This is a genomic window from Gordonibacter sp. An230 (assembly GCF_002159915.1).
Classification (GTDB): domain Bacteria; phylum Actinomycetota; class Coriobacteriia; order Coriobacteriales; family Eggerthellaceae; genus Rubneribacter.
Genome location: NZ_NFJP01000036.1, coordinates 1 through 21,518 on the forward strand (window position 1 = coordinate 1; position 21,518 = coordinate 21,518).

21 protein-coding genes are annotated in these 21,518 nt (G+C 65.0%); 3 read left to right on the forward strand and 18 right to left on the reverse strand.

The features are described from left to right. Positions 1–242: 242 nt before the first annotated feature. The 12 genes from rpmE to rpsB form a co-directional block, all read right to left on the reverse strand. A complete protein-coding gene (gene rpmE / locus B5F40_RS14185) occupies positions 243–731 on the reverse strand; it encodes a 50S ribosomal protein L31 (protein ID WP_087194927.1) in 489 nt (162 codons plus the stop codon). 389 nt (positions 732–1,120) lie between these two features. Continuing rightward, on the reverse strand, positions 1,121–2,074 hold the full coding sequence (locus tag B5F40_RS14190; protein ID WP_162610998.1) for a DUF1848 domain-containing protein: 954 nt from the start codon (positions 2,072–2,074) through the stop codon (positions 1,121–1,123). A gap of 101 nt (positions 2,075–2,175) precedes the next feature. After that, a complete protein-coding gene (gene rhaD, locus B5F40_RS14195) occupies positions 2,176–3,141 on the reverse strand; it encodes a rhamnulose-1-phosphate aldolase (protein WP_239443077.1) in 966 nt (321 codons plus the stop codon). Between the two features lie 176 nt (positions 3,142–3,317). Further along, a complete protein-coding gene (locus B5F40_RS14200; RefSeq protein ID WP_087194930.1) occupies positions 3,318–3,698 on the reverse strand; it encodes a desulfoferrodoxin family protein in 381 nt (126 codons plus the stop codon). Between the two features lie 43 nt (positions 3,699–3,741). After that, a complete protein-coding gene (gene lgt, locus B5F40_RS14205) occupies positions 3,742–4,572 on the reverse strand; it encodes a prolipoprotein diacylglyceryl transferase (RefSeq protein WP_087194931.1) in 831 nt (276 codons plus the stop codon). Between the two features lie 124 nt (positions 4,573–4,696). Continuing rightward, complete coding sequence (locus B5F40_RS14210; RefSeq protein ID WP_087194932.1) at positions 4,697–4,915, reverse strand: UDP-N-acetylmuramoylalanyl-D-glutamate--2,6-diaminopimelate ligase; 219 nt, start codon at positions 4,913–4,915, stop codon at positions 4,697–4,699. A gap of 143 nt (positions 4,916–5,058) precedes the next feature. Next, a complete protein-coding gene (locus tag B5F40_RS14215; RefSeq protein WP_087194933.1) occupies positions 5,059–5,352 on the reverse strand; it encodes a hypothetical protein in 294 nt (97 codons plus the stop codon). Positions 5,353–5,386: 34 nt separating this feature from the next. Then, entirely contained in the window at positions 5,387–5,620 is a 234-nt protein-coding gene (locus B5F40_RS14220; RefSeq protein WP_087194934.1) for a NifU family protein, read from the reverse strand. A gap of 165 nt (positions 5,621–5,785) precedes the next feature. Then, positions 5,786–7,276: an LCP family protein gene (locus B5F40_RS14225; protein ID WP_087194935.1), complete on the reverse strand. Its 1,491-nt coding sequence runs from the start codon at positions 7,274–7,276 to the stop codon at positions 5,786–5,788. 8 nt (positions 7,277–7,284) lie between these two features. Further along, positions 7,285–8,559, reverse strand: coding sequence for a UDP-N-acetylglucosamine 1-carboxyvinyltransferase (gene murA / locus B5F40_RS14230; protein WP_087194936.1), 1,275 nt, complete (start codon positions 8,557–8,559; stop codon positions 7,285–7,287). A gap of 371 nt (positions 8,560–8,930) precedes the next feature. Beyond that, positions 8,931–9,791 (reverse strand): translation elongation factor Ts, encoded by an 861-nt coding sequence (gene tsf, locus B5F40_RS14235; RefSeq protein WP_087194937.1) that lies wholly within the window; start codon positions 9,789–9,791, stop codon positions 8,931–8,933. A 94-nt stretch (positions 9,792–9,885) separates the two neighbouring features. Next, positions 9,886–10,686: a 30S ribosomal protein S2 gene (rpsB, locus tag B5F40_RS14240; protein WP_087194959.1), complete on the reverse strand. Its 801-nt coding sequence runs from the start codon at positions 10,684–10,686 to the stop codon at positions 9,886–9,888. Positions 10,687–10,934: 248 nt separating this feature from the next. Here rpsB and B5F40_RS14245 point away from each other — a divergent pair, with 248 nt between their 5' ends. The 3 genes from B5F40_RS14245 to yihA all read left to right on the forward strand — a co-directional run bounded on the left by B5F40_RS14245 (position 10,935) and on the right by yihA (position 13,277). Then, positions 10,935–11,552, forward strand: a complete 618-nt coding sequence (locus B5F40_RS14245) for a TetR/AcrR family transcriptional regulator (RefSeq protein WP_087194938.1) — start codon at positions 10,935–10,937, stop codon at positions 11,550–11,552. Between the two features lie 43 nt (positions 11,553–11,595). After that, complete coding sequence (locus tag B5F40_RS14250; RefSeq protein WP_087194939.1) at positions 11,596–12,360, forward strand: class I SAM-dependent methyltransferase; 765 nt, start codon at positions 11,596–11,598, stop codon at positions 12,358–12,360. Between the two features lie 335 nt (positions 12,361–12,695). Further along, positions 12,696–13,277: a ribosome biogenesis GTP-binding protein YihA/YsxC gene (yihA, locus tag B5F40_RS14255; protein WP_087194940.1), complete on the forward strand. Its 582-nt coding sequence runs from the start codon at positions 12,696–12,698 to the stop codon at positions 13,275–13,277. Between the two features lie 17 nt (positions 13,278–13,294). Here yihA and rnhA read toward each other — a convergent pair whose 3' ends face one another. From rnhA to fsa, 6 genes are all read right to left on the reverse strand, one after another. Then, positions 13,295–13,774, reverse strand: coding sequence for a ribonuclease HI (gene rnhA / locus B5F40_RS14260; protein WP_087194941.1), 480 nt, complete (start codon positions 13,772–13,774; stop codon positions 13,295–13,297). Positions 13,775–13,957: 183 nt separating this feature from the next. After that, positions 13,958–14,476: a methyltransferase family protein gene (locus B5F40_RS14265; protein WP_087194942.1), complete on the reverse strand. Its 519-nt coding sequence runs from the start codon at positions 14,474–14,476 to the stop codon at positions 13,958–13,960. A gap of 179 nt (positions 14,477–14,655) precedes the next feature. Continuing rightward, the gene (locus B5F40_RS14270) at positions 14,656–16,683 is read right to left on the reverse strand and encodes a methionine--tRNA ligase (protein ID WP_087194943.1); all 2,028 of its coding nucleotides are present in this window, start codon (positions 16,681–16,683) and stop codon (positions 14,656–14,658) included. After that, positions 16,664–17,725: a signal peptide peptidase SppA gene (sppA, locus tag B5F40_RS14275; RefSeq protein WP_087194944.1), complete on the reverse strand. Its 1,062-nt coding sequence runs from the start codon at positions 17,723–17,725 to the stop codon at positions 16,664–16,666. Before sppA ends, B5F40_RS14270 begins: the two co-directional genes overlap by 20 nt. Positions 17,726–17,862: 137 nt before the next feature. Then, on the reverse strand, positions 17,863–19,530 hold the full coding sequence (gene rho, locus B5F40_RS14280; protein WP_087194945.1) for a transcription termination factor Rho: 1,668 nt from the start codon (positions 19,528–19,530) through the stop codon (positions 17,863–17,865). Beyond that, positions 19,527–20,189, reverse strand: coding sequence for a fructose-6-phosphate aldolase (gene fsa / locus B5F40_RS14285; protein ID WP_087194946.1), 663 nt, complete (start codon positions 20,187–20,189; stop codon positions 19,527–19,529). Before fsa ends, rho begins: the two co-directional genes overlap by 4 nt. Between the last annotated feature and the right edge of the window lie 1,329 nt (positions 20,190–21,518).

Consider the following 21,518-nt stretch of genomic DNA (forward strand, 5'->3'; position numbering starts at 1 on the left):
CCCCCCCCCCCCCCCCCCCCCCCCCCCCCCCCCCCCCCCCCCCCCCCCCCCCCCCCCCCCCCCCCCCCCCCCCCCCACCAGGGGCTGCGAAAGCTGCGGCCCGAAGCCCACGTTTGCCGACCCTCGGGCAGTCCGTCGCCGATCCACTGGCGGCCGCCCGTCGCCGATCCTCGAGCGAAAAGCGAAAGCGCCCGGTCGATGACCGGGCGCTCGTCTGACGCGGAACGTCGGCGCGAAAAGCGCTATTCGACGGCAGGAGCCTCCGCAGCGGCCTCCTGGGCCTCCGCGACCACGGAATCCGCAGCGGCGGCCTCTTCCCCGGCGGCCTCCGCCTCGGTGCCGGCCTCGACAGCCGCTTCCTCAGCGGCTTTCTTAGCCTCGGCGGCAGCGGCCTTCTTCGCGAACTCCTCGGCGCGCTTGGCCTTCTCGGCGGCCTTCGCCTCGCGTTCGGCCTTGCGCTTGGCCTCCGCCTCGGCCACCGCGGCGGCACGCGCGGCCTTGCGGGCAGCCTCGCGCTCGGCCACCGTCTCCTTGGCGGCACCGAACTTGTCAGCGAAGCGCTGGACGCGTCCGCCGGTGTCGACGAAGCGCTGCTGGCCGGTGTAGAACGGATGGCACACGTTGCAGATGTCGATCTTCAGCTCGGGCTTCGTGGAACGCGTCGTGAACGTGTTCCCGCAGCTGCACTTGACCGTGCACTCCATGTACTCCGGATGAATTCCCTGTTTCATGTTCCTGGTTCTCCTTTACGAGCCTTGGTTTCCGACCAAGGCGAAGACAAGCTTTTGCACTATAGCACAGATCGCCCGATCATGCACGGAGTTCTCGGAGAATTTGCAGGAATCTATAGGGTCCCTCGCGCGATCATGAGAGGGTTCGCCGATCGCCTCACAGAATTTGCGCTTGGTGAACAGCTTTTGACAACCGAAGGGAAGAGAGATGGCCGCGCATTTTGGCGAGCTGGGAAAACGACGGGAACGAACCCTCTCCGCGCAGATGCCTAAGCCGCATGAGCGACAAAACCGTTCACCAAACGCGCATTTCCGACGTTTCGAGGAAGAATCGGAAACGCGGCGCGGGGCACCACCCGCGAAAGCCCCGTCGCCGTCTGCGCGATCCGTCAAAAGAGGCGCCCTTGCCTCTCCCACAGGCTGCGCTGCCCTGCGCGAAACCCCAGCGCCGCCGCGTCGCACCCTCCCAAAAGCGCCGGGGAGGCAGGGTCGTGCCGCCTGCGGTTCTCCGCGATGACGCCCGGGTTGAAATTCGCGTAGCAGTAAGCGCACCCGTGGGCGCACGTGTTGTACGCACCGATATCCACGCTCTCAACGCACCCGCACGAATCCCGCTGGTTTTTGTCCCTCGCCGCTCGGAAGGCGCATCCCGACCGAGCCCGGCCGGATATCCGCTCGATCAGCGCGGCGTCGATGCAACGTCCCCGCCCGATGTCATGACGCGACAAGTCGGCCTCCTCGGCACATGTCGACATCTCGAGGCCCGCCGCCCGCGCGATGCCGGACAACCTGCCCGCAAGGCGATCCTGCTCCTGCGCCGTGCCGCCGCGCACGCTCTCCTGCCCCATCCTGCGAACAGCACGGTAATCCGCGTCCAGAAAACTGATGACCACGCGCTTCGTGCAGTCGTGCAGCGCATCCGCCAAAGAGCCGAACCGCTCCGCATGCCACTCCTCGGTATGCGCTTTGCCGAGGAAGACGGGGTCGTAGTGCCAGATCACCCGCTCGGGACCCACGGCCTCCGCAAGCCGCCTGAACGTGTCCGCCACCGCGTCCTTGCCGCGCACGCCCGGCTCCACGTCCCTGCCGTACGGCGTGAGGGTGAACTGGAAGTAGTAGACGAACCCGCGCTCGTCCAGCTCGCGCAACCGTCCGAGCATCGGCGCGGGATCCTTCGTCCAGAACACGATGGCGTCCACCGTCTCGGCATCGAGCCGCCACTTCGCCACCTGATCCGCATTGAAGGGGTTGCGCGTCGCCACGAACCCCTCCCGCACCCGGTTGAAGAACCACTCCGAGTAGAACCTCGGAATGTCGGTTCTCCTGCTCGCGCTGATGATCACAGCTGTCCCTTCCCTTCGCATTCAGCCGAATCGCCGACACCGAGCGACGGGCCCCCGGACGCCTCTTCGGACGCGAGCAGCCCGAAGCGAAAGGCAGCGCCCTACGAGAGGAACGCCCCGTTCACGGGAAGGCGGTACGCTTCGGCGATGCCGCGCAGCCCTTCGTCGGGGATCGAGAACGGGAGCTCGCCGCCGCTCATCGCCCGGGCGCTCACGTAAATGCCTGCGGCCTTCGAGAGGGCGTGCATGAGGCCGAAAGCCGCATCGAAGGTGGGGCCAGGGCAAAACGCGCCATGGTGCGCCCATACGCACGCGTCAAAGGAGCGCATCGCCTCTGCCGTGGCCGCAGCGACGGCAGGACCGCCCGGCACCATCCACGGCACCACGCCGATGCCGCGCGGGAACGCCACCATGCTCTCCATGAGCACCTTCCACAAGGCGCGCGTGAAGGTGCGCGCATCGGGAGGCAGCACGCTCGTAAGCGCCACTATGTCGGCGGGATGGGCATGGTAGAGAACACGGTCGGCCCCGCCGGTGACCTCCTTGCGCACGGCATGGACGGCCGCGTGGCTCGCAAGCTCGCTCGTGGGCACCGCGCCGCCCTTGAAGCCCCAGACAATGCGCCATGCGTCTCCCGAGGGGCCGATCTCCACGATGCCAGCCGCGGCATCGGGATCGAGCGGCACAGCCCGCAGATGAGCGCCTGCAGCCGTCACCATCAGGAACTCGCCGCGCAAGCCATCCGCTTGAACCCCGAGGGAAACCCACGAACTGGGATTGTCGTAGAAAAACGAACGGCACGAGGCCACGTCCTCAGGCGCAAGGCGGTACGACAGGTTTCCGCCGTTGCCCTCGTGCCAGCCCTGGCTCCAGCCGTCGGCGCACAGGCGCACGAACGCCTTTGCGAACGACTGCTGCTCCACGGCCACGCCCGAGACGGCCCCTTTCGCCGCCGACACGCCCTTGTCGAGCATCTCCTGCGCGTTGTCGAGAAATCCCATGAGCTTCCTCCCATCCACGGACGTCGTGCGCCGCAAGCCGGCGCTCTTCGCGCACGATTGTAGCACGGCTCCCTCCCTCAGCGAGCGACCCGACGCAAGCCCCAAAACGACCGCATCGCCACCTCGGCGCCCGATCGAGGAAGCTCGTACTTGCGCGCAGCCCATCCGCCCCAAAACGCGCGAGCGCCCGCCCCATGATCGGGCGGGCGCTCAAAGCCGCGCTCGGCGCGAATGGCCGTCGGCTACAGCTCGGCGACCCAAAGACCGTGGAGATTGCAGTACTCGTACACCTTCACAGGCGCGTCGCCTTCGGCCACGGCGAAATCGGCCGTCGGCGCATCGGCAGACGTGAGCTCGCGGATCTGGTAGCCGCGCTTCGTAACGAGGCAGACGAACGCGATGAGATGCTCATCGGTCATGGGGTGAAGCGTGCTGCCCACCTCCACATGGACGTTCGCGCCATCCACCGAGACGACGGGCACATGCTTCTCAACAGCTGCGTCGGTGGTGTTGGCCGTAAGCTCGACCATCGGCTCGCCACAGCACGCAAGCGGCACGCCCGCGTCGAACGGCTTGACAGCCACGTTGCCGCAATGCAGACACTTGTAGAATTTGAGATCCATGATGAGTCCCCCTTCTGTCCTTTGATTTCCAATCTATATGCTACTATTTTTGTTGCATTTCTGGAAGCCCCCGCTGCGGCCTTTTCACGACAAGCGCATAAATGAGCACGCCCGCTCCCACCACGATGAGCGGCGCCGACAGAAGCTGCCCCATCGTGAGCCATCCGCCCCACAGGTACCCCAGCTGCACGTCGGGCTCGCGCACGAACTCGACGAGGAAGCGGAAGCAGCCGTACATCACCAGGAACAGCCCGAGGAACGTGCCGCGAGGCCGCGGCGGCAGACGACGCGAGAGCAAGTAGAGCACCGTGAAGATAACGACGCCTTCGAGCAGAGCCTCGTAGAGTTGCGAAGGATGGCGCGGCATGGTGCCCGCTGCACCACCGAACACCACGCCCCACGGCGCGTCGGTGGGGGCGCCCCACAGCTCTCCGTTCACGAAGTTCGCACAGCGACCAAACAGGAGGCCGAGCGGCGCGCCGATGCAGCCGAGGTCGGCCAACGTGAGATACGGTATGCCGGTGAGCTTTCCCGCCACGATGCCCGACAAAAGCGCGCCGACAAGACCTCCGTGAAAGCTCATCCCGCCCTCGTTGAACGCGAGTATCTTCTCGGGATGCGCCAGGTAATACCCGTCGCCGTAGAAGAGCACGTAGCCCAAGCGCCCACCCGCGATGACGCCCACGATGACGCAGAACATGATGGTGAGGAGCGAGTCGGCGTCCACCCGCACGCGCCAACGACGCGCAACGCGCCAGACGACGAAGCCAGCGCACAAAAACCCCAGCACATAGGCCACACCGTACCAGCGCACGGTGAGAGGCCCGAAGGAAAACAAGACGGGATCGATGCTGTGGTAGATGTCGTTGAGCATGGGGCTCCTTCGATGGTTTCCAAGAGGCGTCGCGCGATATCCGAATCGGACGAGCCGACGGGACGAGCGCACGACGAAGCGAGCATGCAACCGAGGCGAATCGGGGCCGACCGATGAGGCGGCGTCACTCCCTTCCCATGCCGGCACCCACCTCTAAGGCAGCGAACCGGACTTCCTCCCGCAGCTCGGAAGGGATGCGCTGCATGCTCGACACAACGGCGCCGCAACGCGGGCAGCGCAGGGTGAACAGGGCCAGATCGGCGCGAACCACCATCATGGCCTCGTAGCGGCACACGTCTAGCCCTTCGATCCCGCAGGCGGGACACGACACGCCCTTGCTCATCGGCCCACGCTCCTTCGCTCGCACGCTTCCTCGTCAACCCATTGTAGCAGAACCCGCGAAAGACGAGCTCGCGAATGCGCAGGCGAATCCTCCGTAGCCTCAGGCCGTCACGAACAGCGGCCGCCTCTCGGCGGCCGCGGGCCCTATAGCAAGAATCGGTTCGGGTTGCCTTGTCGTCGCACGTCGTCGCCCTCGCGTTGCGCCAAGCTCGGACCGCGCTCGAGAAAGTGCACGCAGAAACGGCAGATCTCCTTCACGGCGGCGTCGTAGTCGCGCTCGGGATTGAGCAGGACGTTGAAATCCTGGCACACCACATGGGTGTCGCGCGCGCACGCCGCGAATCGGCAGTCAGCCGGACACGGCTCGCCGGGGATGTTGTGCGGGCAGCGCGACCTCATCTCCTCGTCGCAACCGCGCCGCTCCCAGCACCTCGCCATCGCTCCCCCTTCGGCTCTCTCGTCCCGCGCAGGCCTACAGGTCGGCAGGAACGACCTTCGTCACGCCCGGAACGCGCTCCTTGAGGATGCGCTCGACACCGTTCGCAAGCGTCATCTGGGACATCGGGCAGCCTTTGCAGGCGCCTTGCAGCTCGACGGACACCACGCCGTCCTCGTCGACATCGACGAGCCTCACATCGCCGCCGTCAGCCTGCAAGCTCGGGCGGATAAGGTCGAGCACGGCCGCCACGTCATTTTTCTCTACCATGGTATCGCTCCTTCTTAGAACCGGCTGTTATCGGGCACCGATTCTACCATAGACCGCACACCGCTTTGCGAGTGCCGAGGAAATGCGGAGAGAATGCGCAGGGAACGGCCCGCGCGCTAGCGCACCGGAAGCAAAAGCCCCGACGAACCCGAACGCAGAGGACCGTTAGGCCGTTGGCTTCCAGTCCTCTCCGAGCACCACGAGCACGTCGCTCTCGAACGAGTAGAACCCGTTTCCCGCCACCGTGCGACCGAACCCGAGAGCGTCGACGACCGTCTGGGCCGCCGCCTCGAAAGCGTCGTCGTTGTAGACAACGAGCGTCTCATCGTAGGCGTCGTAGACATCGGTGTTGCCCGTCTCGACCACCTTGAAGCCCCGACCCTCAAGCGTGCCGGCAAGCTGCGCCGCCCCGCCCGTGACGGCCGAGCCGTTGCGCACGGTGATCGTGAAGCTGGCGGGATCGACGCTCGGCGCCTCGCTCTCCGCGGCAGGCTCCTCCCCCTTCTCGACGCGTTCCATCATCGCCGCCCATGCGTCGGAAGAGACTGCGTAGAGGCTCGACCCGTCTCGCTGGCGCTCCTGGCCGGGCACGAGCGCGCCCCGCACTGCGGAGGCGCCCATGCCGCGCAGTCCGTCGGCCAATTCGAGCGCGCCCCACACGCCAAGATCGGTGTGGAATGCTCCGCCCACCTCGTCGAGCAGGTAAAGGAGGTCGAGCGTCCCATCGCCGAGCAACTCGAGCGAGAGCGCTCCGAGCACGGCGCGCTGGTTTGCCGCCTGCTGCTCGACACCGCGCTCGAAATTGGATGCGCGCAGGAGCGTGAGGGCCTCACGGCTCCCGAGCGTCTGCCGTCCGGCAGGCAGGTACACGTCGCCTGCAACAGGATCGTCCACTTCCTCCGAGACGTCAACTTCGATACCGCCCACCGCGTCGACAAGCCGCATGATGCCTGCGGCATCCGTCTTCACAAGATGCGCGATATCGACGCCGGCGAAACCGGCCAGCGCCTTCAGGAGCGCCGCGTCTCCGCTCGCCGCCGCATCCCTGACGGAGCGCGCTTCCCCGTCCGTGAGCACAACCTCGAGATCTGCGGGAATCGACACGATGGTGACCGTGCGCGCCGCTTGGTCGACGCGCACAAGCGCGAAGGCATCGGGCCCTTCGACGGCACCGGCCGAACCGGCCTCGTCAAGATCGGCCGCCACGAGCGCGTAGAACGGCTCGCCTTCCTTCGCGGCAACGAGCGCGGACGAGGCGTCTGAGCCGGTAAGGCCCATCCTGCCGTCGATCGAACCGAAGAACGTGGCCACGCCCACCGTTCCGGCCGCGACGAGCGCGACGAGCGCGCACGCGACGAGCACGGCGACGCGCTTCGTCCGTGTTCGCCGACGCGCCTCGTCGGCGAACTCCCGACGGCTCACGCGGCGCGCGTACTGCGACGCGCTCTCGCGCGTGTCCGTGGAGGGCAGGATGGTGTCCACGTAGCCCCGGGTTGCGCGCCTTTGCTTGCGCGGGTTCGAGAACCCCACGGACGCAGCGTTCGTGTCCGCTCGAGAACGGCGCGGCACATGGGTCCCCACCGTGGCAGTGCGCAAGCGGCGCGAAGTCAGCTTCGAGCGCGTGGCCGTGAAGCCCTTCTTTCGGCGAAAAGCCATCGCCGCCCCTACCGACCTGTCTCGACACGCGCGACATCGGCACCGAGGGAGCGCAGCTTTCCAACGTAGTCCTCGTAGCCGCGATCGATATGGGAGATGTTGTGGACGCGCGTCTCGCCCTCGGCCACAACGCCCGCGAGCACGAGGGCCGCGCCTGCGCGCAGATCGGTGGAGGACACGTCGGCTCCCTGCATAACGTCAACGCCGCGCACGAGGGCGTGATGATCCTCGATGGCGATGTCCGCGCCCATGCGGGCGAGCTCGCTAGCGAACATGAACCTGTTCTCGAACACGTTCTCCGTGATGATCGACGTGCCTTCGGCACGTGCCGCGAGCAGCATGAACTGCGCTTGGAGGTCGGTGGGGAACCCGGGATGCGGCAAGGTCTGGATATCGATGGGGCGAAGGGGCCGGCTGCGACGCACGGTTATCCAGTCCTCCCCCGTCTCAACCTCGCAGCCCATGGACGAGAGCTTCATAAGGGCGACGCGCAGATACGACGGATCGACGCCCCGCACGGTGAGCGGCCCTCCCGTCAGCGCGCCTCCCGCGAGGAACGTCCCCGCCTCGATGCGGTCGCCCACCGTCGTATGCTCGCAGGGACGCATGTCGTCGAGCGGGACGCCCTCCACCTCGATGACGGCCGTCCCCGCGCCGCTCACCCGCGCACCCATCGACGAGAGCATGCTCGCAAGGTCGACGATCTCGGGCTCGCGCGCGGCGTTCTCGATAATCGTGCGGCCCTCGGCAACGACGGATGCCATGAGCAGGTTCTCCGTGGCTCCCACGCTGGGAAAGTCGAGCACGACGTGGGCGCCGCTCAACCCCTGCGGCGTGGACGCCTCGAGGAATCCATGGTCCATCGAGAACTCCACACCGATAGCCTCGAGCCCCACGAGGTGCATGTCGATCTTTCGGGCACCGATCTGGCAACCTCCCGGCATGGCCACACGGGCGCGCCCGAAGCGTCCGATGAGCGGCCCGAGCACCGAGATGCTCGCACGCATCTTCGACACGAGCTCGTAGGGGGTCTCCCAAGCGGCCACGGCGGCCGTGTCCACGAGAAGGCTGTGCCCGTCTCGCTCGACGACGGCCCCCAAACGGCGCAGCACTTCGGACATGATACCGATGTCCGAGATGAGCGGAACGTTGCGAAGCGTGGTCGCGCCGCGGCCAAGCAAGGCTGCGGCAATGAGCTTGAGTGCGGAGTTCTTGGCGCCGGAAACGGGCACCTCGCCAGCCAGCGTGTCGTTGCCTTGTACGATGATGATCTCTTCGGCCATGGAAGCATCCTCCGTGCCCGCCTCAGGGGCTTCGGGTATTGGTTTCATTGGACGATGGGCGCCGTCGGAGGCGCATGCGCTGCGGTACCCCATTATAGGAACTGCCGAACGGCGCGCCCACCCCCATCACAACGAAAGCAGAAGGGCCGATGGCAACGGGGTTCGTCGTGGGCCGACGCAGCAAGACGGCAAGAGCCCCCTCGCGCCGGCGACCGATCCGTTTCGCGGCCATCGGGCAAGCTCTCGCTCGCCCGACCCCGAGCCGCGCGCCCTACCAAGCGCATCGCGCATTGGAGGCGAAAGGGATCCGAAAAAGGCGCAAGGGGGCTCCGAAGCGTCGGACTCAAGCGACCGGAAAACCGTCGAAGCGGCTACTCTCCGAGGACGAAACGCTTGAAGCCGACGATCTTGATCTGCCCGCCCAAGGTCTTGGCCACCTCGGCGGTGTAGTCGGCCACGCTCTGATCCGGGTTCTTCACGAAAGCCTGCTCGGTGAGCGTGTTCTCCTTGAAGAACTTCTCCAGGCGGCCGGTGGCCATCTTCTCCTGGATGGCCTCGGGCTTGCCGGACTCGGCGGCCTGGGCCATGTAGATGGCCTTCTCATGCTCGACGATGGCGGGGTCGACGGCGTCGCGGTTCGCGGCGACGGGAGACGCGGCGGCCACCTGCATGGCGATGTCGCGGCCGTAGGCCTTGAAGCCGTCGGACGCAGGGTCGATGCCCTCCACGTCGAACTGCACGAGCACGCCGATCTTGCCGCCGCCGTGAATGTAGGACGACACTCCGCCGCCCTCCACCACCGCGAAGCGGGCGAGCTGCACGTTCTCGCCCAGCGTGTGGATGGCGTCGGTCACGACGGCCTCCACCGTCTCGCCCTCGGCGTCGGCGGCCTTCAAGGCCTCCAGGTCGGCGGGCTTGGCGGCCAGCGCGGCGCGGGCGATCTTCTCGGCGTAGGCCTTGAACTTGTCGTTCATGCCCACGAAGTCGGTCTCGCAGTTGATCTCCACGACGGCGCCCGTCGTGGCGTCGTCGGAGACGATGGCCATGACCGTGCCCTCGTTGGTGGCGCGGCCGGCCTTCTTGGCAACGGCGGCCAGGCCGCGGGTGCGCAGGACGTCGACGGCCTTGTCCATGTCGCCCTCGGCCTCGACGAGCGCCTTCTTGCACTCCATCATGCCGGCGCCGGTCATCTCGCGAAGCTCCTTGACCAGGGAAGCGGTGATCTCAGCCACGTTGTTCCTTTCTCTCGCGATGCGCGCCTCGGTGCTGCGCGCGGGGTGGGAGCGCCGCCCGGAAGGCGGCGCATTCGTTCGGTGGGAAGGTCAGTTACTCCGCAGCCGCGGCAGGAGCCTCGGCGGCCTCCGGAGCGGCGACGACCGGCTCGGCAGGAGCCTCGGTCGCGGCGGGGGCCTCGGCCTCGCCCGCCATCTCGGCGGCAGTCACCGGCGCGCCCACGCCCGCAACGACGGCATCGGCGACGAAGTCGGCCAGCAGGCGCACGGAGCGGATGGCGTCGTCGTTGGCCGGGATGCCGTAGTCGACGTCGTCAGGGTCGCAGTTCGTGTCGAGCGTGCCCACGACGGGGATGCCCAGGCGGCGCGCCTCCCTGATGGCGATCTCCTCACGGTTCGTGTCGATGACGAACACAGCGTCGGGCGTGCGCTTCATATTGCGGATGCCGTTGAGGTTGGTCTGCAGCTTCGACAGCTCCTTGCGAAGAAGGATCTGCTCCTTTTTCGGCAGCACCGCCATCCGGCCGTCGGCCTCCATGGCCTCAAGCTCCTCCATGCGCGTGACGCGGGAGCGGATCGTGACGAAGTTCGTCAGCATGCCGCCAAGCCAGCGGGCGTTCACGTAGGGCATGCCGCAACGGTTCGCCGCCTCGGAGACCGCCTCCTGAGCCTGCTTCTTCGTGCCCACGAACAGCACGGTGCCGCCCTTCTTGGCCAGCTCGGACACGAACGTGTACGCCTGATCGAGGCCCACGAGCGTCTGCTTGAGGTCGATGATGTAGATGTCCCCGCGGCTACCGAAGATGTAGGGCTTCATCTTGGGGTTCCAGCGGCGCGTCTGATGGCCGAAGTGGCTGCCCGCATCGAGCAGCGTCTTGATGCCGACTTTCGTCATAGCTCTCTCCATTCGTTAGTCCTCTGCCCGCGGTCGTCCCCTGGATCCGCAGCCTTTTTCAGATGGCCACTGGCGGATCGGGTCGCACGAGCATGCGTAATTAGAAACTGTGAGATTTTAACCGATGAAACCGGTCGGCGCAAGGTGCGATTCCGCACAACTGCGTTTCGAAAGCCTCTTGACGAGTGAACGATCGTTTACTTTAATGGTGGTGAACGATCGTTCACTCGTCAAGGGAAAGGCCCTGGATGACGGACACAAAAGAGGATATCCTGCACGTTGCGCTTCGCCTGTTCGCACGCAAAGGATACGAGGGCACCTCGGTCAGCGACATCGCCGGAGAGCTCGGCATGACGAAAGGGGCCCTCTACAGGCACTACAAGAACAAGCAAGACATCTTCGACAGCATTTTGGAGCGCATGCGCCGAATGGACGTCGAGAGGGCCCGACGCCACGAAGTGCCGGAGAAGACGTTCGAGGAATCGCCGGCGGCCTACCGCGCCACCAAACTTGGGGACGTCCGCGCCTTTCTCGAAGCGCAGTTTGATTTTTGGACCGCAGACGAGTTCGGCCGCGATTTCAGGAAGATGCTGGCTTTGGAGCGGTACCGGAGTCACGAAATGATGGAGTTGTATCAAACATGCCTGGTGAGCGGCCCTGTCGATTACACAGAGGATCTCCTTCGAGAGCTGATGGAGCGGGAGGTCTTGAACGAAGCCAATCCGAAGCAGCTCGCGCTCGAGCTCTACGCGCCGTTCTTCTTGCTGGTGAGCGCCTCGGACGCATCGGTCGAAAACGAAGAGGAGGCCCGGCTGCTCTCGGCGCATATCGAACGGTTTATCGAAAGGGTCGCGATCGCGAGATAAGCCGACCCGACGCAGGCCACGGAAGGCGAGGAGCGTGAAGGCGATGGAGGACGCAAGGGTTCAAGGATTCGAATTCAGCCTCATCAACGAGTATTTCACAGAGCTCGAGCGGCAGGGGCCGGGCAGTGCGGAGGAGACTTTGCGAGCGTTGAGCTTCGTGGATCTCCCGAGTTTGACGAGGATCGCCGACCTGGGGTGCGGAACGGGCGCCCAAACCATGGTCCTGGCGCAGTACACGGATGCGAGCATCACCGCGCTTGACTTGTACGCCGGTTCGATCGACAAGCTCAACTCGGAGGTCGCGAAGCGCTGTTTGCAGAACAGGGTGAAGGGCATCGTCGGGTCGATGGGCGAGCTGCCGTTCGAGGACGAGGAACTCGACCTCATCTGGTCCGAGGGCGCCATCTCCAACATCGGTTTCGAGAAGGGCCTGCGTTATTGGAGAAGGTTCCTCCGGAAGGGCGGCTACGTCGCCGTGACCTACGAGTCGTGGTTCACCGAAGAGCGTCCCGCCGAAATCGAGAAGTGGTGGATGGACGCGGTTCCCGAAATCAGCACCATCGCACGCAACGTCTCCCTCATGCAGAAGGCGGGCTACGTTCCCGTCGCCACGTTCACGCTGCCCGAAAGCTGCTGGACGGACAACTACTTCGCCCCGCAAGAGGCGCGGCGGGAGGAGTTCCTACAGCAGCACGCAGGAGAGAAAGCCGTTGAGGACATGATGTCTTTCATGAAGCGCGAGGCGGACCTGTACGAGAGGCACAAGGAGCACTACGGGTACGCGTTCTACATCGGAAAGAAGCTCTAAGCGCGAAGCGCTCGAGCCACGCGCCCTCGCACGCACCTCGATGAGCGCTTTTCGACACGCTGGCCGACCGTGCTCGCTTCGAAGGCGCAGATCGCGATTTCCGCATGCCCGCACCAAGCGCATCGACGGGAAGAGGAGGCAGGGCGCACCGCGCCGCCGAGCCCTTTTCGAGCGCCCGAAGGCGCACCCCCCCCCACGGGGGGCAACGCTTCGACGGCCTTCGCCGTCGGCGCGCGAGGGAGCCCGCGCGCGGACCGGAAAGTTTTCCAGCTGGGCGCAAGGCTTTTCGGGTACCATGGATTGCGCAGAGTCCCCCGCCCCGCTAAGGAGCACCGATGAACATCAACAACGTGGTTTTCGAGCGGTCCTTCGGCACATCGTCGCAACTGCCCGCCTCCACCTTGCCCGAGATCGCCTTCGCCGGGCGCTCGAACGTTGGCAAGTCGTCGCTTCTGAACAAGCTGTTCAACCGCAAAGGGCTGGCCAAGGTGTCGCAGACCCCCGGCAAGACGGCAACCATCAACTTCTTCTCATGCGACAGCGTGCGCTTCGTCGACCTGCCGGGCTACGGCTACGCGAAAGTGTCGAAGTCGGAAAAGGAGCGCTGGGCCGAGCTCATCGAAGGCTACTTCGCCCAGGAACGCAACCTGGCGCTCGTGGTGTCCCTCGTGGACATCAGGCATGCGGTGTCGGCGCTCGACGAGGGGATGGTCGGCTTTCTGCGCGAGGCCGGGCTTCCCTTCGCCGTGGCGCTCACGAAGGCGGACAAGCTGAGCCGCCAGCAGCAGGCGAAGCAGAAAAGCGCCATCGTGCGGCAACTGGGCCTCGCCACCGACGTGCCCACGGTGGTGTGCTCCTCCGAGAAGGGCACCGGCATCGACGAGTTGCGCGCGCTTGTCACGACCGCGGCGAGCTAGGGCATGGCTGCGCGCCCCTACCCCTCGAACCCCTCATCGACGAGGCGGTTCCTCCCGTCGGCGGCAGCGGTGGCCAGCTCGTCGCACCGCTCGTTCTCAGGATGCCCCGCATGCCCTTTCACCCACACGAACGTGACGACGTGGGGCCGCTTGGCCTCGATCAGACGCTTCCACAGATCGACGTTCTTCACGGGCTGCTTCTGAGCGTTCTTCCATCCGCGCTTGAGCCAGCCGTCCACCCAGTGCTGGTTGAACGCGTTCACCACGTACTGGGAGTCGGAGTACAACGTGATGTCACAAGGGCTTTTGAGCGCTTCGAGCGCCGCGATGACGCCGAGCAGCTCCATGCGGTTGTTCGTCGTGCGTTCGAAGCCCCGGGAAAGTTCCTTCTCGTGCACACGGCCGTTGCGGTCGACGAAGCGCATGACGGCGCCGTAGCCGCCCGGCCCGGGGTTCCCGCGGGCGGCCCCGTCGGTGAAGATGTCAACGTGAAGCAAGGAACGAGCCTTTCGGATCGGGATCGGACTGGGAGAGCATCATACCATGCGCCGCCCCCAAGGGAGCTCGCGCGCAGACGAGATCCATCATCCCCCGGTGAGAGCGCCCTTCCCTGCGCGAGCGAACGGAAACAACGGAGCCGCCCCGTCCAACGGCGCGGTTGCGCGCCGCAGAGGGGAAACCTACACGTACCTTCGCACGCGGCGGCAATAGGCGCGGTACTCCTCGCCGAACGCCTCCTCGCATTCGCGCTCCTCCGCCTTGATGATCGCATGGGCAGACACCTGGAACGCCAACACGAGCGCGAACAGCAACGCCGATTGGGCGAGCAGCGCGCATCCAAGGAAGTACAGGAAGTAGGACACGTACATCGGATTGCGCGAGAAGCGGTAAACCCCGTCCTGCAGAAGACCGCTTGCCGGCGGATGCGCGAACCGCACTGTCGACGCGATGAGCAGCGCAACCCCCGTCCCGTACACGACGCATCCGGCTGCGACAAGGAGCGTCGGCTCCGTCTCGATGCTCAGGAAGAACGGATAGAGAACGATCAGCGCGTTCGAGATCTGGTACACAGCGCAGCCCGCGCGCTCGCGTCCGGCAAGCGGCGGGAAGCGCGCCGCGCGCGCGAGAGCCCGCTTGTCGAGGGCGGCCAGCAAACCGAATCGAATGACGAACAGCGGGACCATCAGAAGAAACGCCATGGACCCTCCCTTCCACGCGATCGCAGGCCGGCGCAGTTGACCACCGGAGGGCGCCTCCGCACCTGAGGTCGCGGAGAAAACGAGGGCGAGGGACGCTTCGACACGCGAACCCTCGCCCTCGACACGAGATCAGGCGCGGAGGCGCCCCGCAACGTCGAACGGTTCCGCCGATCATCAGATCAGCGGAGTTGAGAAGGATGCTTGGCGAAGAAGTCGAAGCGGGGCGGCAGCTCGCGGATGCGATGACGCCCCGCGTCCTGCTCGCTGGCGCCGCACAGCTCGTCCATGCTTTCGAAATCGTAGTTCCAGCTGAAGAAGTCGTCGAACTCGAAGCTCAGGTAGTCGCAGATCTTCTCCGTGCCGAAGGGCACCACGGGATGCATGAGAAGCGTGGCGATGCGAAGCAGGTAGAACGAGTCGACGAGCACCTGGCGACGCGCCGCATCGTCGCTCGAAAGCTCCGCCTCCCGAATGCCATCGGCCCAACGCTTGTTCGCCCAGCGGATGAACTCGTCCATGAGCGACATGACGGTGTGCAGCTCCACGCGATGCATCGCCTCGTCGTAGGCGGCGAGCGTCCTCTGAGCCCTTTCCACCGCATCGCGGGACACCTCGCCAAGCGGCAAATGCCCCTCGAAGTTCTTCTGCGCCTCGTAGAAGCAGCTGCGGGCCAGGCGGTTGAACACGTTCGTGAGCAGCGCGCCCTCCTTGAGCACCGGATCTGCGACGCGGGGATCGGCCAGCTCCTCGGGCGTGGCAAGGAAGGGCTTGGGCTTGAAACCCACCGATCTCTGATCGAGGCCGAGCGCGAGGAAGTGCGCGCGCAGCTGCTCGACCGTGTAGTGGTCGAGCAGCTCGTCGGCCGCGGGCGGCTTCACCGCCCCCGACGAAGAGGCCTTCTTGTCTCCGAACAGGATGTGGTGGTTCGCCACGAGCGTGGTCTGGCGGATGGGGTGTTCGGAAGGACCGGGGGCGAGGATGTCCCCAGGTCGCAGCGCCTCGATCATGGCAGGCTGGGCCACGCCGTAAAAATACAGGTTGTCCTGCCCTATGAACTGGTACACCTCGGCGTCCTCCGAGCACCACCAATCCCGCCAGCTGCCTCGCGGCAAGCCCATTTGATCGTTCACCGCCATCGTGAACGACATGGGCGCCCACAGGCTCTCGGGCCAGCACCACACCGTGAGGCCGTCGAGGCCGTCGATGACAGGCGCCTTCACGCCCCATTCGATATTGCCCGTGATACGGAACGGCACGAGCGCCTTGCCGGTGCGGAAGCGGATGCCCGCGCGGGCCAGCACCTCGCGCGCCGCGTCGCGCGCATCGATGTCGGCGAATTCGATCTCGAAGCTCTGCTTGCCCTTCTCCGCCTCCCTCAGCGCATGCGCAGGCAGCTCTCCCGCCACCTCCTCGTAGGCCTCGCGCGCCTCGTTTTTGATGTGGACGACGGGCGCGCCGAGGAATTCCTTGATGGTCTGAGGCACGATGGCGCGCACGTTCGGATCGGCTTCGAGCGCCGCCACATGCGCGCGTAGGAAGTCGGCGAACGCGGGCAGATCGAAGTACCAGTTCTCTACCGGGCGCATCTCGGGCACCGTGCCCGTGAGCGTCGACTTCGGCGCTATGAGGTCCTCGGGCGCGTAACTGTGGCCGAGATCGCACTCGTCGGCGTAGCCATGCTCGGACTTGCATCCCTGCACGGGGCAGCGGCCCTGCACCTGCCGGCCATTGAGGAACGTGCCCGCCTCGACGTCGTAGAACTGCAGCGTGGCACGCTTGCGCAAATGCCCGTTCTCATGCAGCTTCTCGATGAACTTCTCGCTGATGAGCTGGTGGACATCGCCCGAATGCCCGATGTTGGAACCCTCGTAGATGTCGAGGCTGATGCCAAAGGCCGAAAGCGCGGCCTTCTGGCGCTCGTGATTGGCCAGCACGTACTCCTCGATGGTGCCGTCGAACTCCCCCGCCTCGACAAGCTTGCGGTATCCCTCGTTGATGGGCGAACCGAAGCAGTCGGTGCCGCTTATGAAGCGGACGTTCGCCGCGCCGATGCGGTCGCGCAAAAAGCGCGCGAAGGCGTCGGCCGGCACGAAAACGCCGGCGATGTGGCCGAAGTGCAGGGCTTTGTTGCCGTAGGGCATGCCAGCGGTGACGACGGCCCGCTTGGGCCAAGGCGTGCGTTCCGTGTCAGTGCGCGATGCTGCCATCGTTCTCAAGCTCCTTCAACGCATGTGCGATGTCGTCGGCGGTTGCGCCCCGTGCGGACATGAGGCCGAGCAGGCTGGACAGGCTGTCTCCCACCGGATCCATCTCGGTAGTGACGTAGAACTCGACGCCTGCCAGCTCGGCTGCTTTCGCCACGGCGTCCTCCTTCGTGCCGATCTCGTCGGCCAAGCCGTTTTCCACAGCCTCCATGCCGGTGAACGTGAGCCCAGTGGCAAGAGCGCGCACCTCGTCCTCGACCATGCCGCGGCCCTCGGCCACGGTCTGGATGAAAGTCTCGTTGATCTGGTCGACCTGGTTCTGGTAATATGCCCGTTCCTCCTCGGTGAGCGGGCGCGTGCCATAGCTGGAGTCTTTGCTGTCGGCGCTCGTGACGTTGTCCACCGATATGCCGAGCTTCTCCATGAGGCCGGACAGATCGGTGATCTGCATGACCGTGCCGATGGCCCCGATCGCCGTGGTCTTGGCGGTGAAGATGTAGTCGGCCTGTGACGATATCTCATAAGCGGCGCTCGCGTTCATAGAAGCGCTCGACACCACGACGGGCTTTCCGGTCTCCTCGCGGAACTGCCTCACGTAGGAGGCCATCTCCTCGCCAGCCGTGGCGGTGCCGCCGCCGGAGTCTACGCGCAGCACGACGGCTTTGACATGGACGTTGTCCGCAGCGACGTCGAGTTGCGCCTTCAGACCTTCGGGGCTGCATGTCGTGCCGTCGTACTGGATGGCTCCGTCTATGTTGATGACGGCCACCGCGTCTCCAGTGAGGTAGTCGAGATCGTTCACGCCGCTCGTGCTCAGAGGACCCATCGACGACGCGAACATCGACGTGCACGACACCATGCCTACGGCGAGAAGCGCGAACACGCATAAGACCGACACGAGCGCGACGATCCATCCATGACTCTTCTTCGGAGGCTGCATGTAATACGGCTGCTGCGGCGAGCTGGGAGCCGGCGGCGGGCACGCGGGCTGCGCAGCGGGCTGCCCCCACACCTGCTGCTGCCAATTGCTGTTGTCTTGTGGCATGTTCCCTCCTCGGTCGGACATGAGACCATACTACCGCAGAACGGCAACGCCCGCGGCCGTCGAAAGCAGTTGTCCGAGGCATTTACACGAGAGCGCTTCGGCGCCCCTCCCGTCCCGCGCCTGACGGAAGAGGCGTCTCAGAACTCGATGGCGCCGTCCGCTTTTGTGCTGTGCTGCGCCTTCTTGGCCGTGCGCAGCAAGAACTCTTGGTTGGTGTCGGTTTGCTTGAGCGACTTGATGAGCATGTCCATGGCGCGTTCGGTGCTGCTTGTGTTGGCGAGGATGCGGCGCACGGCCCAGATGAGCGGCGCCTCCTGCGGATCGAGCAACAGGTCCTCCTTGCGCGTGCCGGACGCCACCGGATCGATGGCCGGGAAGATGCGCCGGTCGGCCAGGTTTCGGTCGAGCTTGAGCTCCATGTTGCCCGTGCCCTTGAACTCCTCGAAGATGACCTCGTCCATCTTCGACCCTGTTTCCACCAGCGCGGATGCGAGGATGGTGAGGCTGCCGCCCCCCTCGATGTTGCGGGCGGCGCCGAGGAACTTCTTCGGCGGGTAGAGCGCTGTGGAGTCCACGCCGCCCGACAGGATGCGGCCCGATGCCGGCTGCGCCAGGTTGTAGGCGCGCGCGAGCCGCGTGAGCGAATCGAGGAGGATGACGACGTCCTTGCCGCACTCCACGAGGCGCTTCGCCCGCTCGATGACGAGCTCCGACACGGCGATGTGGTTCTCGGTGGGCATGTCGAACGTGGAGGAGACCACTTCGCCTTTGATGGAACGCTGCATGTCCGTGACCTCTTCGGGGCGCTCGTCCACGAGCAGGCACATGAGGTGCACCTCTGGATTGTTTGCGCTGATGGAAGCAGCGATGTCTTTTAGGATCGTGGTCTTTCCGGCCTTGGGCGGGCTCACGATCAAGCCGCGCTGGCCCTTGCCGATAGGGCTGACGAGATCGATGACGCGGGCGGTGACGGCCTGCTTCCCGTGCTCCATGATCAGACACTCGTCAGGATACACCGGCGTGAGGTCCCCGAAGCGCACGCGCGGGCCCAACTGGTCGATCGGCGTGCCGTTCACGGACGTGACCTTCTGGATGGCGGCGTACTTTTCGTTCTCGCGGGCCGGACGCGTCTGCCCGCACACAAGATCCCCTTTGCGCAGCCCGTTGCGACGGATGGTGGACAAGCCCACGTAGCAGTCCGTCTCGCTGGGCAGGTAGCCCTGGGTGCGAAGGAATCCGTAGCCGTCGGCCAGGATGTCGAGGATGCCCGATACCTCTATGAAGCCCTCAGCCCGCACGCTCGCCTCGAACACGGCCTCCACGAGCTCGGCCTTCTTCAAGCCCGTCACGTCCACGCTGAGTTCGGCGGCCTTCTCGCGAAGCTCAGCCACCTTGAGCTTGGCGAGATCTTCGCGCGACACGCTGGGCTGAACTTCGCGCGGCCCTTGGTTGCCATGCTGGCGGCGTTGGCGGCGGATGTTCTGGTTGCCGTTTCGACCGTTGCCCTGCTTGCCCTGGCCGCCGTTTTGCTTCTGACGGGTCCCGCCGCCCGCATTCTGCTTGCCTTGGGCACCCGCGTTAGCGGAGCGCTTGCCCTGCCCCGCCCCTTGGCCAGACGCCTTCACCGATTTTCGCGGCATGCGCGCAGGCCGCCCCGAAGGCGCGGAGTCGCCTTTGGCAGCGTCGGCGGGCTCCTTTGCAGGCTTGGCCGTTTTCACGCTCGTGGAACGGCGGCGCGCCGGGGCTTTTTGTTCGGCATCGCCCGCAGCAGCGGCGTGCGTTTGGACCGCTTCGTTCTCGCTCATGCGCCCTGCACTTTCTCCCAGTCCTTCAAAAATGCCTCGAGGCCGCGGTCGGTCAGCGGATGCTGCACGCACTTCTTGAGCGCGGCGAAGGGCACGGTGGCGATGTCGGCGCCCATAAGGGCGGCCTGCGCCACGTGGTTCGCGCTGCGCACGGACGCGGCGATGATCTCCACGTCGTGGCCGAAGTCGTAGTTGCCCACGGCGGCCACCACGTCTTCGAGCTGCGCGAGGCCGTTCTCGGAGATGTCGTCGAAGCGGCCCACGAACGGGCTCACGTAGCGGGCGCCGGCGCGGGCGGCCATGATGGCCTGCGGCACGGTGAAGCACAGCGTCATGTTCACCGGGATGCCCTCGGCGGCCAGCTGTTTCGTGGCAGCCAGGCCCTCGATCATCGTGGGGAGCTTCACCACCACGTTGTCGGCGAGCGCGGCGAGCTCGCGGCCGTCGCGGATCATCTCGTCGCGCGTGGTGGCCACGCTCTCGGCGGACACGGGACCGTCGACGATCTCGCAGATGCGCTTGATATGGTTGTGGAAGTCGGCGAGCTTGCCGCCCGTGCGCGCGTACAGCGTCGGGTTCGTGGTCACGCCCGCGAGCACGCCCCAGCTGGCCGCCTCCTCGATCTCGGCGAGATCGGCGGTGTCGAGAAAGAACTTCACCCAATCCTCCTTATAAGTTGGCTTTCCGATTGGAGAGCGCGCACGGATGCGCGCAGAATTCCATGATGGGGAGATGCATTGTGATGGGTTTTCTTCCTTCGGAAGACGTCAGAACTGAATTTCATAGTATCGCATGTGCCGCCTTCGTTCAAGCGCGAAGGCGGCCTGTTCGTGGATTTGCGGTGGAGGAGGGGCTACGGATCGATTCTGAAACGGGCACCGGGTTAGCTTTCTTGGGAGGGATTCGAAGCGACGCCCCAATCCGAAAAACCGTCCGCATCGAATCCCGGCGGGGAACCACACCCCCGTCGAAGCCCGGGCTTCGAGAGCCTTGGAATCCAACGAGCCATCCCCATCCGCCCTGTTCGCATCGCGCCACCATCGCAGGGCATCCTGCCTGCAAAATAAGGACGGGCAGCTACGTGTCCACAAAACAGTTCAGACGCCAAACCTGAGGGAGCGTCCAATTTCAGCCTAGCACATCTGCGCACATGGAATGCGCCTGAAGGAATACTCTGCAGCGCCTCAAAAAGAGAACCGACGGGTATGGCAAAGGCCGCACTCGGCATAGACAGAGCAAACGCTTTTTAAAGAAACTCGGCTATCGAGAGCATCCATCGAAGCTCGGAAGGATCGCATTGTTCAACCAGGCGCTTCGCTGATCGCGAAAGCATCCGTCTTTTTGAACATCAACCAAAGATGCAGCTCCACCATGAAACCCCTCGTTTCGCCGGTCGCAAGATCCGTCCATGTTCCTCCAACAGCCCCGCCGCATCTCCATTGATCCAGTTCAGGATCAACGCAACGGCAGGCCATCCCGTCTCTTCCGCAGCCATGCTTTCGTTGAGCAAAGTTTGCGTATGGCGAGCTCTTCGCATCATCGCACGCCCTGCATCGAAGCAGCTTACCAAAGGGCTGTCACGACGCGCTTCAAACGCGCCTCGCTGAAGCTAAACGATTGAGCCATCTTCGCCTCAGCACACACTGAGCGCAACTTCGACGCAAAGAGCGAGATATCCGGGCAAATCTTTAGACCCTCCACATACCCGGCAGAGGGAGAAAACCCGATGATCGCGAAACGTTCGAGCCCCCCAAATCGCAACTGAGCCTTTCAGCACCCAACGGAGCGAGAGACTTGATCGCCCGAGAAAAGAGTTGCGTTATCGATGGACGAGATCTTGCCACCCTCATGACCAGAGAAGAAAGCCTTAGGAATGGACGATTCGAAATTCCGGTTTCGGCATCTGCGACAGCGGAATCCCCGAAAGCACGCTGAGCAGGAGGCAGCTCGCTTGCAGCAGCGCCCATAAAGCCAAACGCTCTCATCTT

Bases quoted from the DNA above. Each gene is read 5' to 3' on its own strand.
- B5F40_RS14200 (WP_087194930.1), bottom strand. From the start codon at position 3,698: ATGGATCTCAAATTCTACAAGTGTCTGCATTGCGGCAACGTGGCTGTC.
- yihA (WP_087194940.1), top strand. From the start codon at position 12,696: ATGAACATCAACAACGTGGTTTTCGAGCGGTCCTTCGGCACATCGTCG.
- B5F40_RS14250 (WP_087194939.1), top strand. From the start codon at position 11,596: ATGGAGGACGCAAGGGTTCAAGGATTCGAATTCAGCCTCATCAACGAG.
- B5F40_RS14265 (WP_087194942.1), bottom strand. From the start codon at position 14,476: ATGGCGTTTCTTCTGATGGTCCCGCTGTTCGTCATTCGATTCGGTTTG.
- lgt (WP_087194931.1), bottom strand. From the start codon at position 4,572: ATGCTCAACGACATCTACCACAGCATCGATCCCGTCTTGTTTTCCTTC.
- B5F40_RS14225 (WP_087194935.1), bottom strand. From the start codon at position 7,276: ATGGCTTTTCGCCGAAAGAAGGGCTTCACGGCCACGCGCTCGAAGCTG.
- rpsB (WP_087194959.1), bottom strand. From the start codon at position 10,686: ATGACGAAAGTCGGCATCAAGACGCTGCTCGATGCGGGCAGCCACTTC.
- sppA (WP_087194944.1), bottom strand. From the start codon at position 17,725: ATGCCACAAGACAACAGCAATTGGCAGCAGCAGGTGTGGGGGCAGCCC.
- B5F40_RS14220 (WP_087194934.1), bottom strand. From the start codon at position 5,620: ATGGTAGAGAAAAATGACGTGGCGGCCGTGCTCGACCTTATCCGCCCG.
- rpmE (WP_087194927.1), bottom strand. From the start codon at position 731: ATGAAACAGGGAATTCATCCGGAGTACATGGAGTGCACGGTCAAGTGC.
- murA (WP_087194936.1), bottom strand. From the start codon at position 8,559: ATGGCCGAAGAGATCATCATCGTACAAGGCAACGACACGCTGGCTGGC.
- B5F40_RS14210 (WP_087194932.1), bottom strand. From the start codon at position 4,915: ATGAGCAAGGGCGTGTCGTGTCCCGCCTGCGGGATCGAAGGGCTAGAC.
- B5F40_RS14245 (WP_087194938.1), top strand. From the start codon at position 10,935: ATGACGGACACAAAAGAGGATATCCTGCACGTTGCGCTTCGCCTGTTC.
- B5F40_RS14270 (WP_087194943.1), bottom strand. From the start codon at position 16,683: ATGGCAGCATCGCGCACTGACACGGAACGCACGCCTTGGCCCAAGCGG.
- rho (WP_087194945.1), bottom strand. From the start codon at position 19,530: ATGAGCGAGAACGAAGCGGTCCAAACGCACGCCGCTGCTGCGGGCGAT.
- B5F40_RS14215 (WP_087194933.1), bottom strand. From the start codon at position 5,352: ATGGCGAGGTGCTGGGAGCGGCGCGGTTGCGACGAGGAGATGAGGTCG.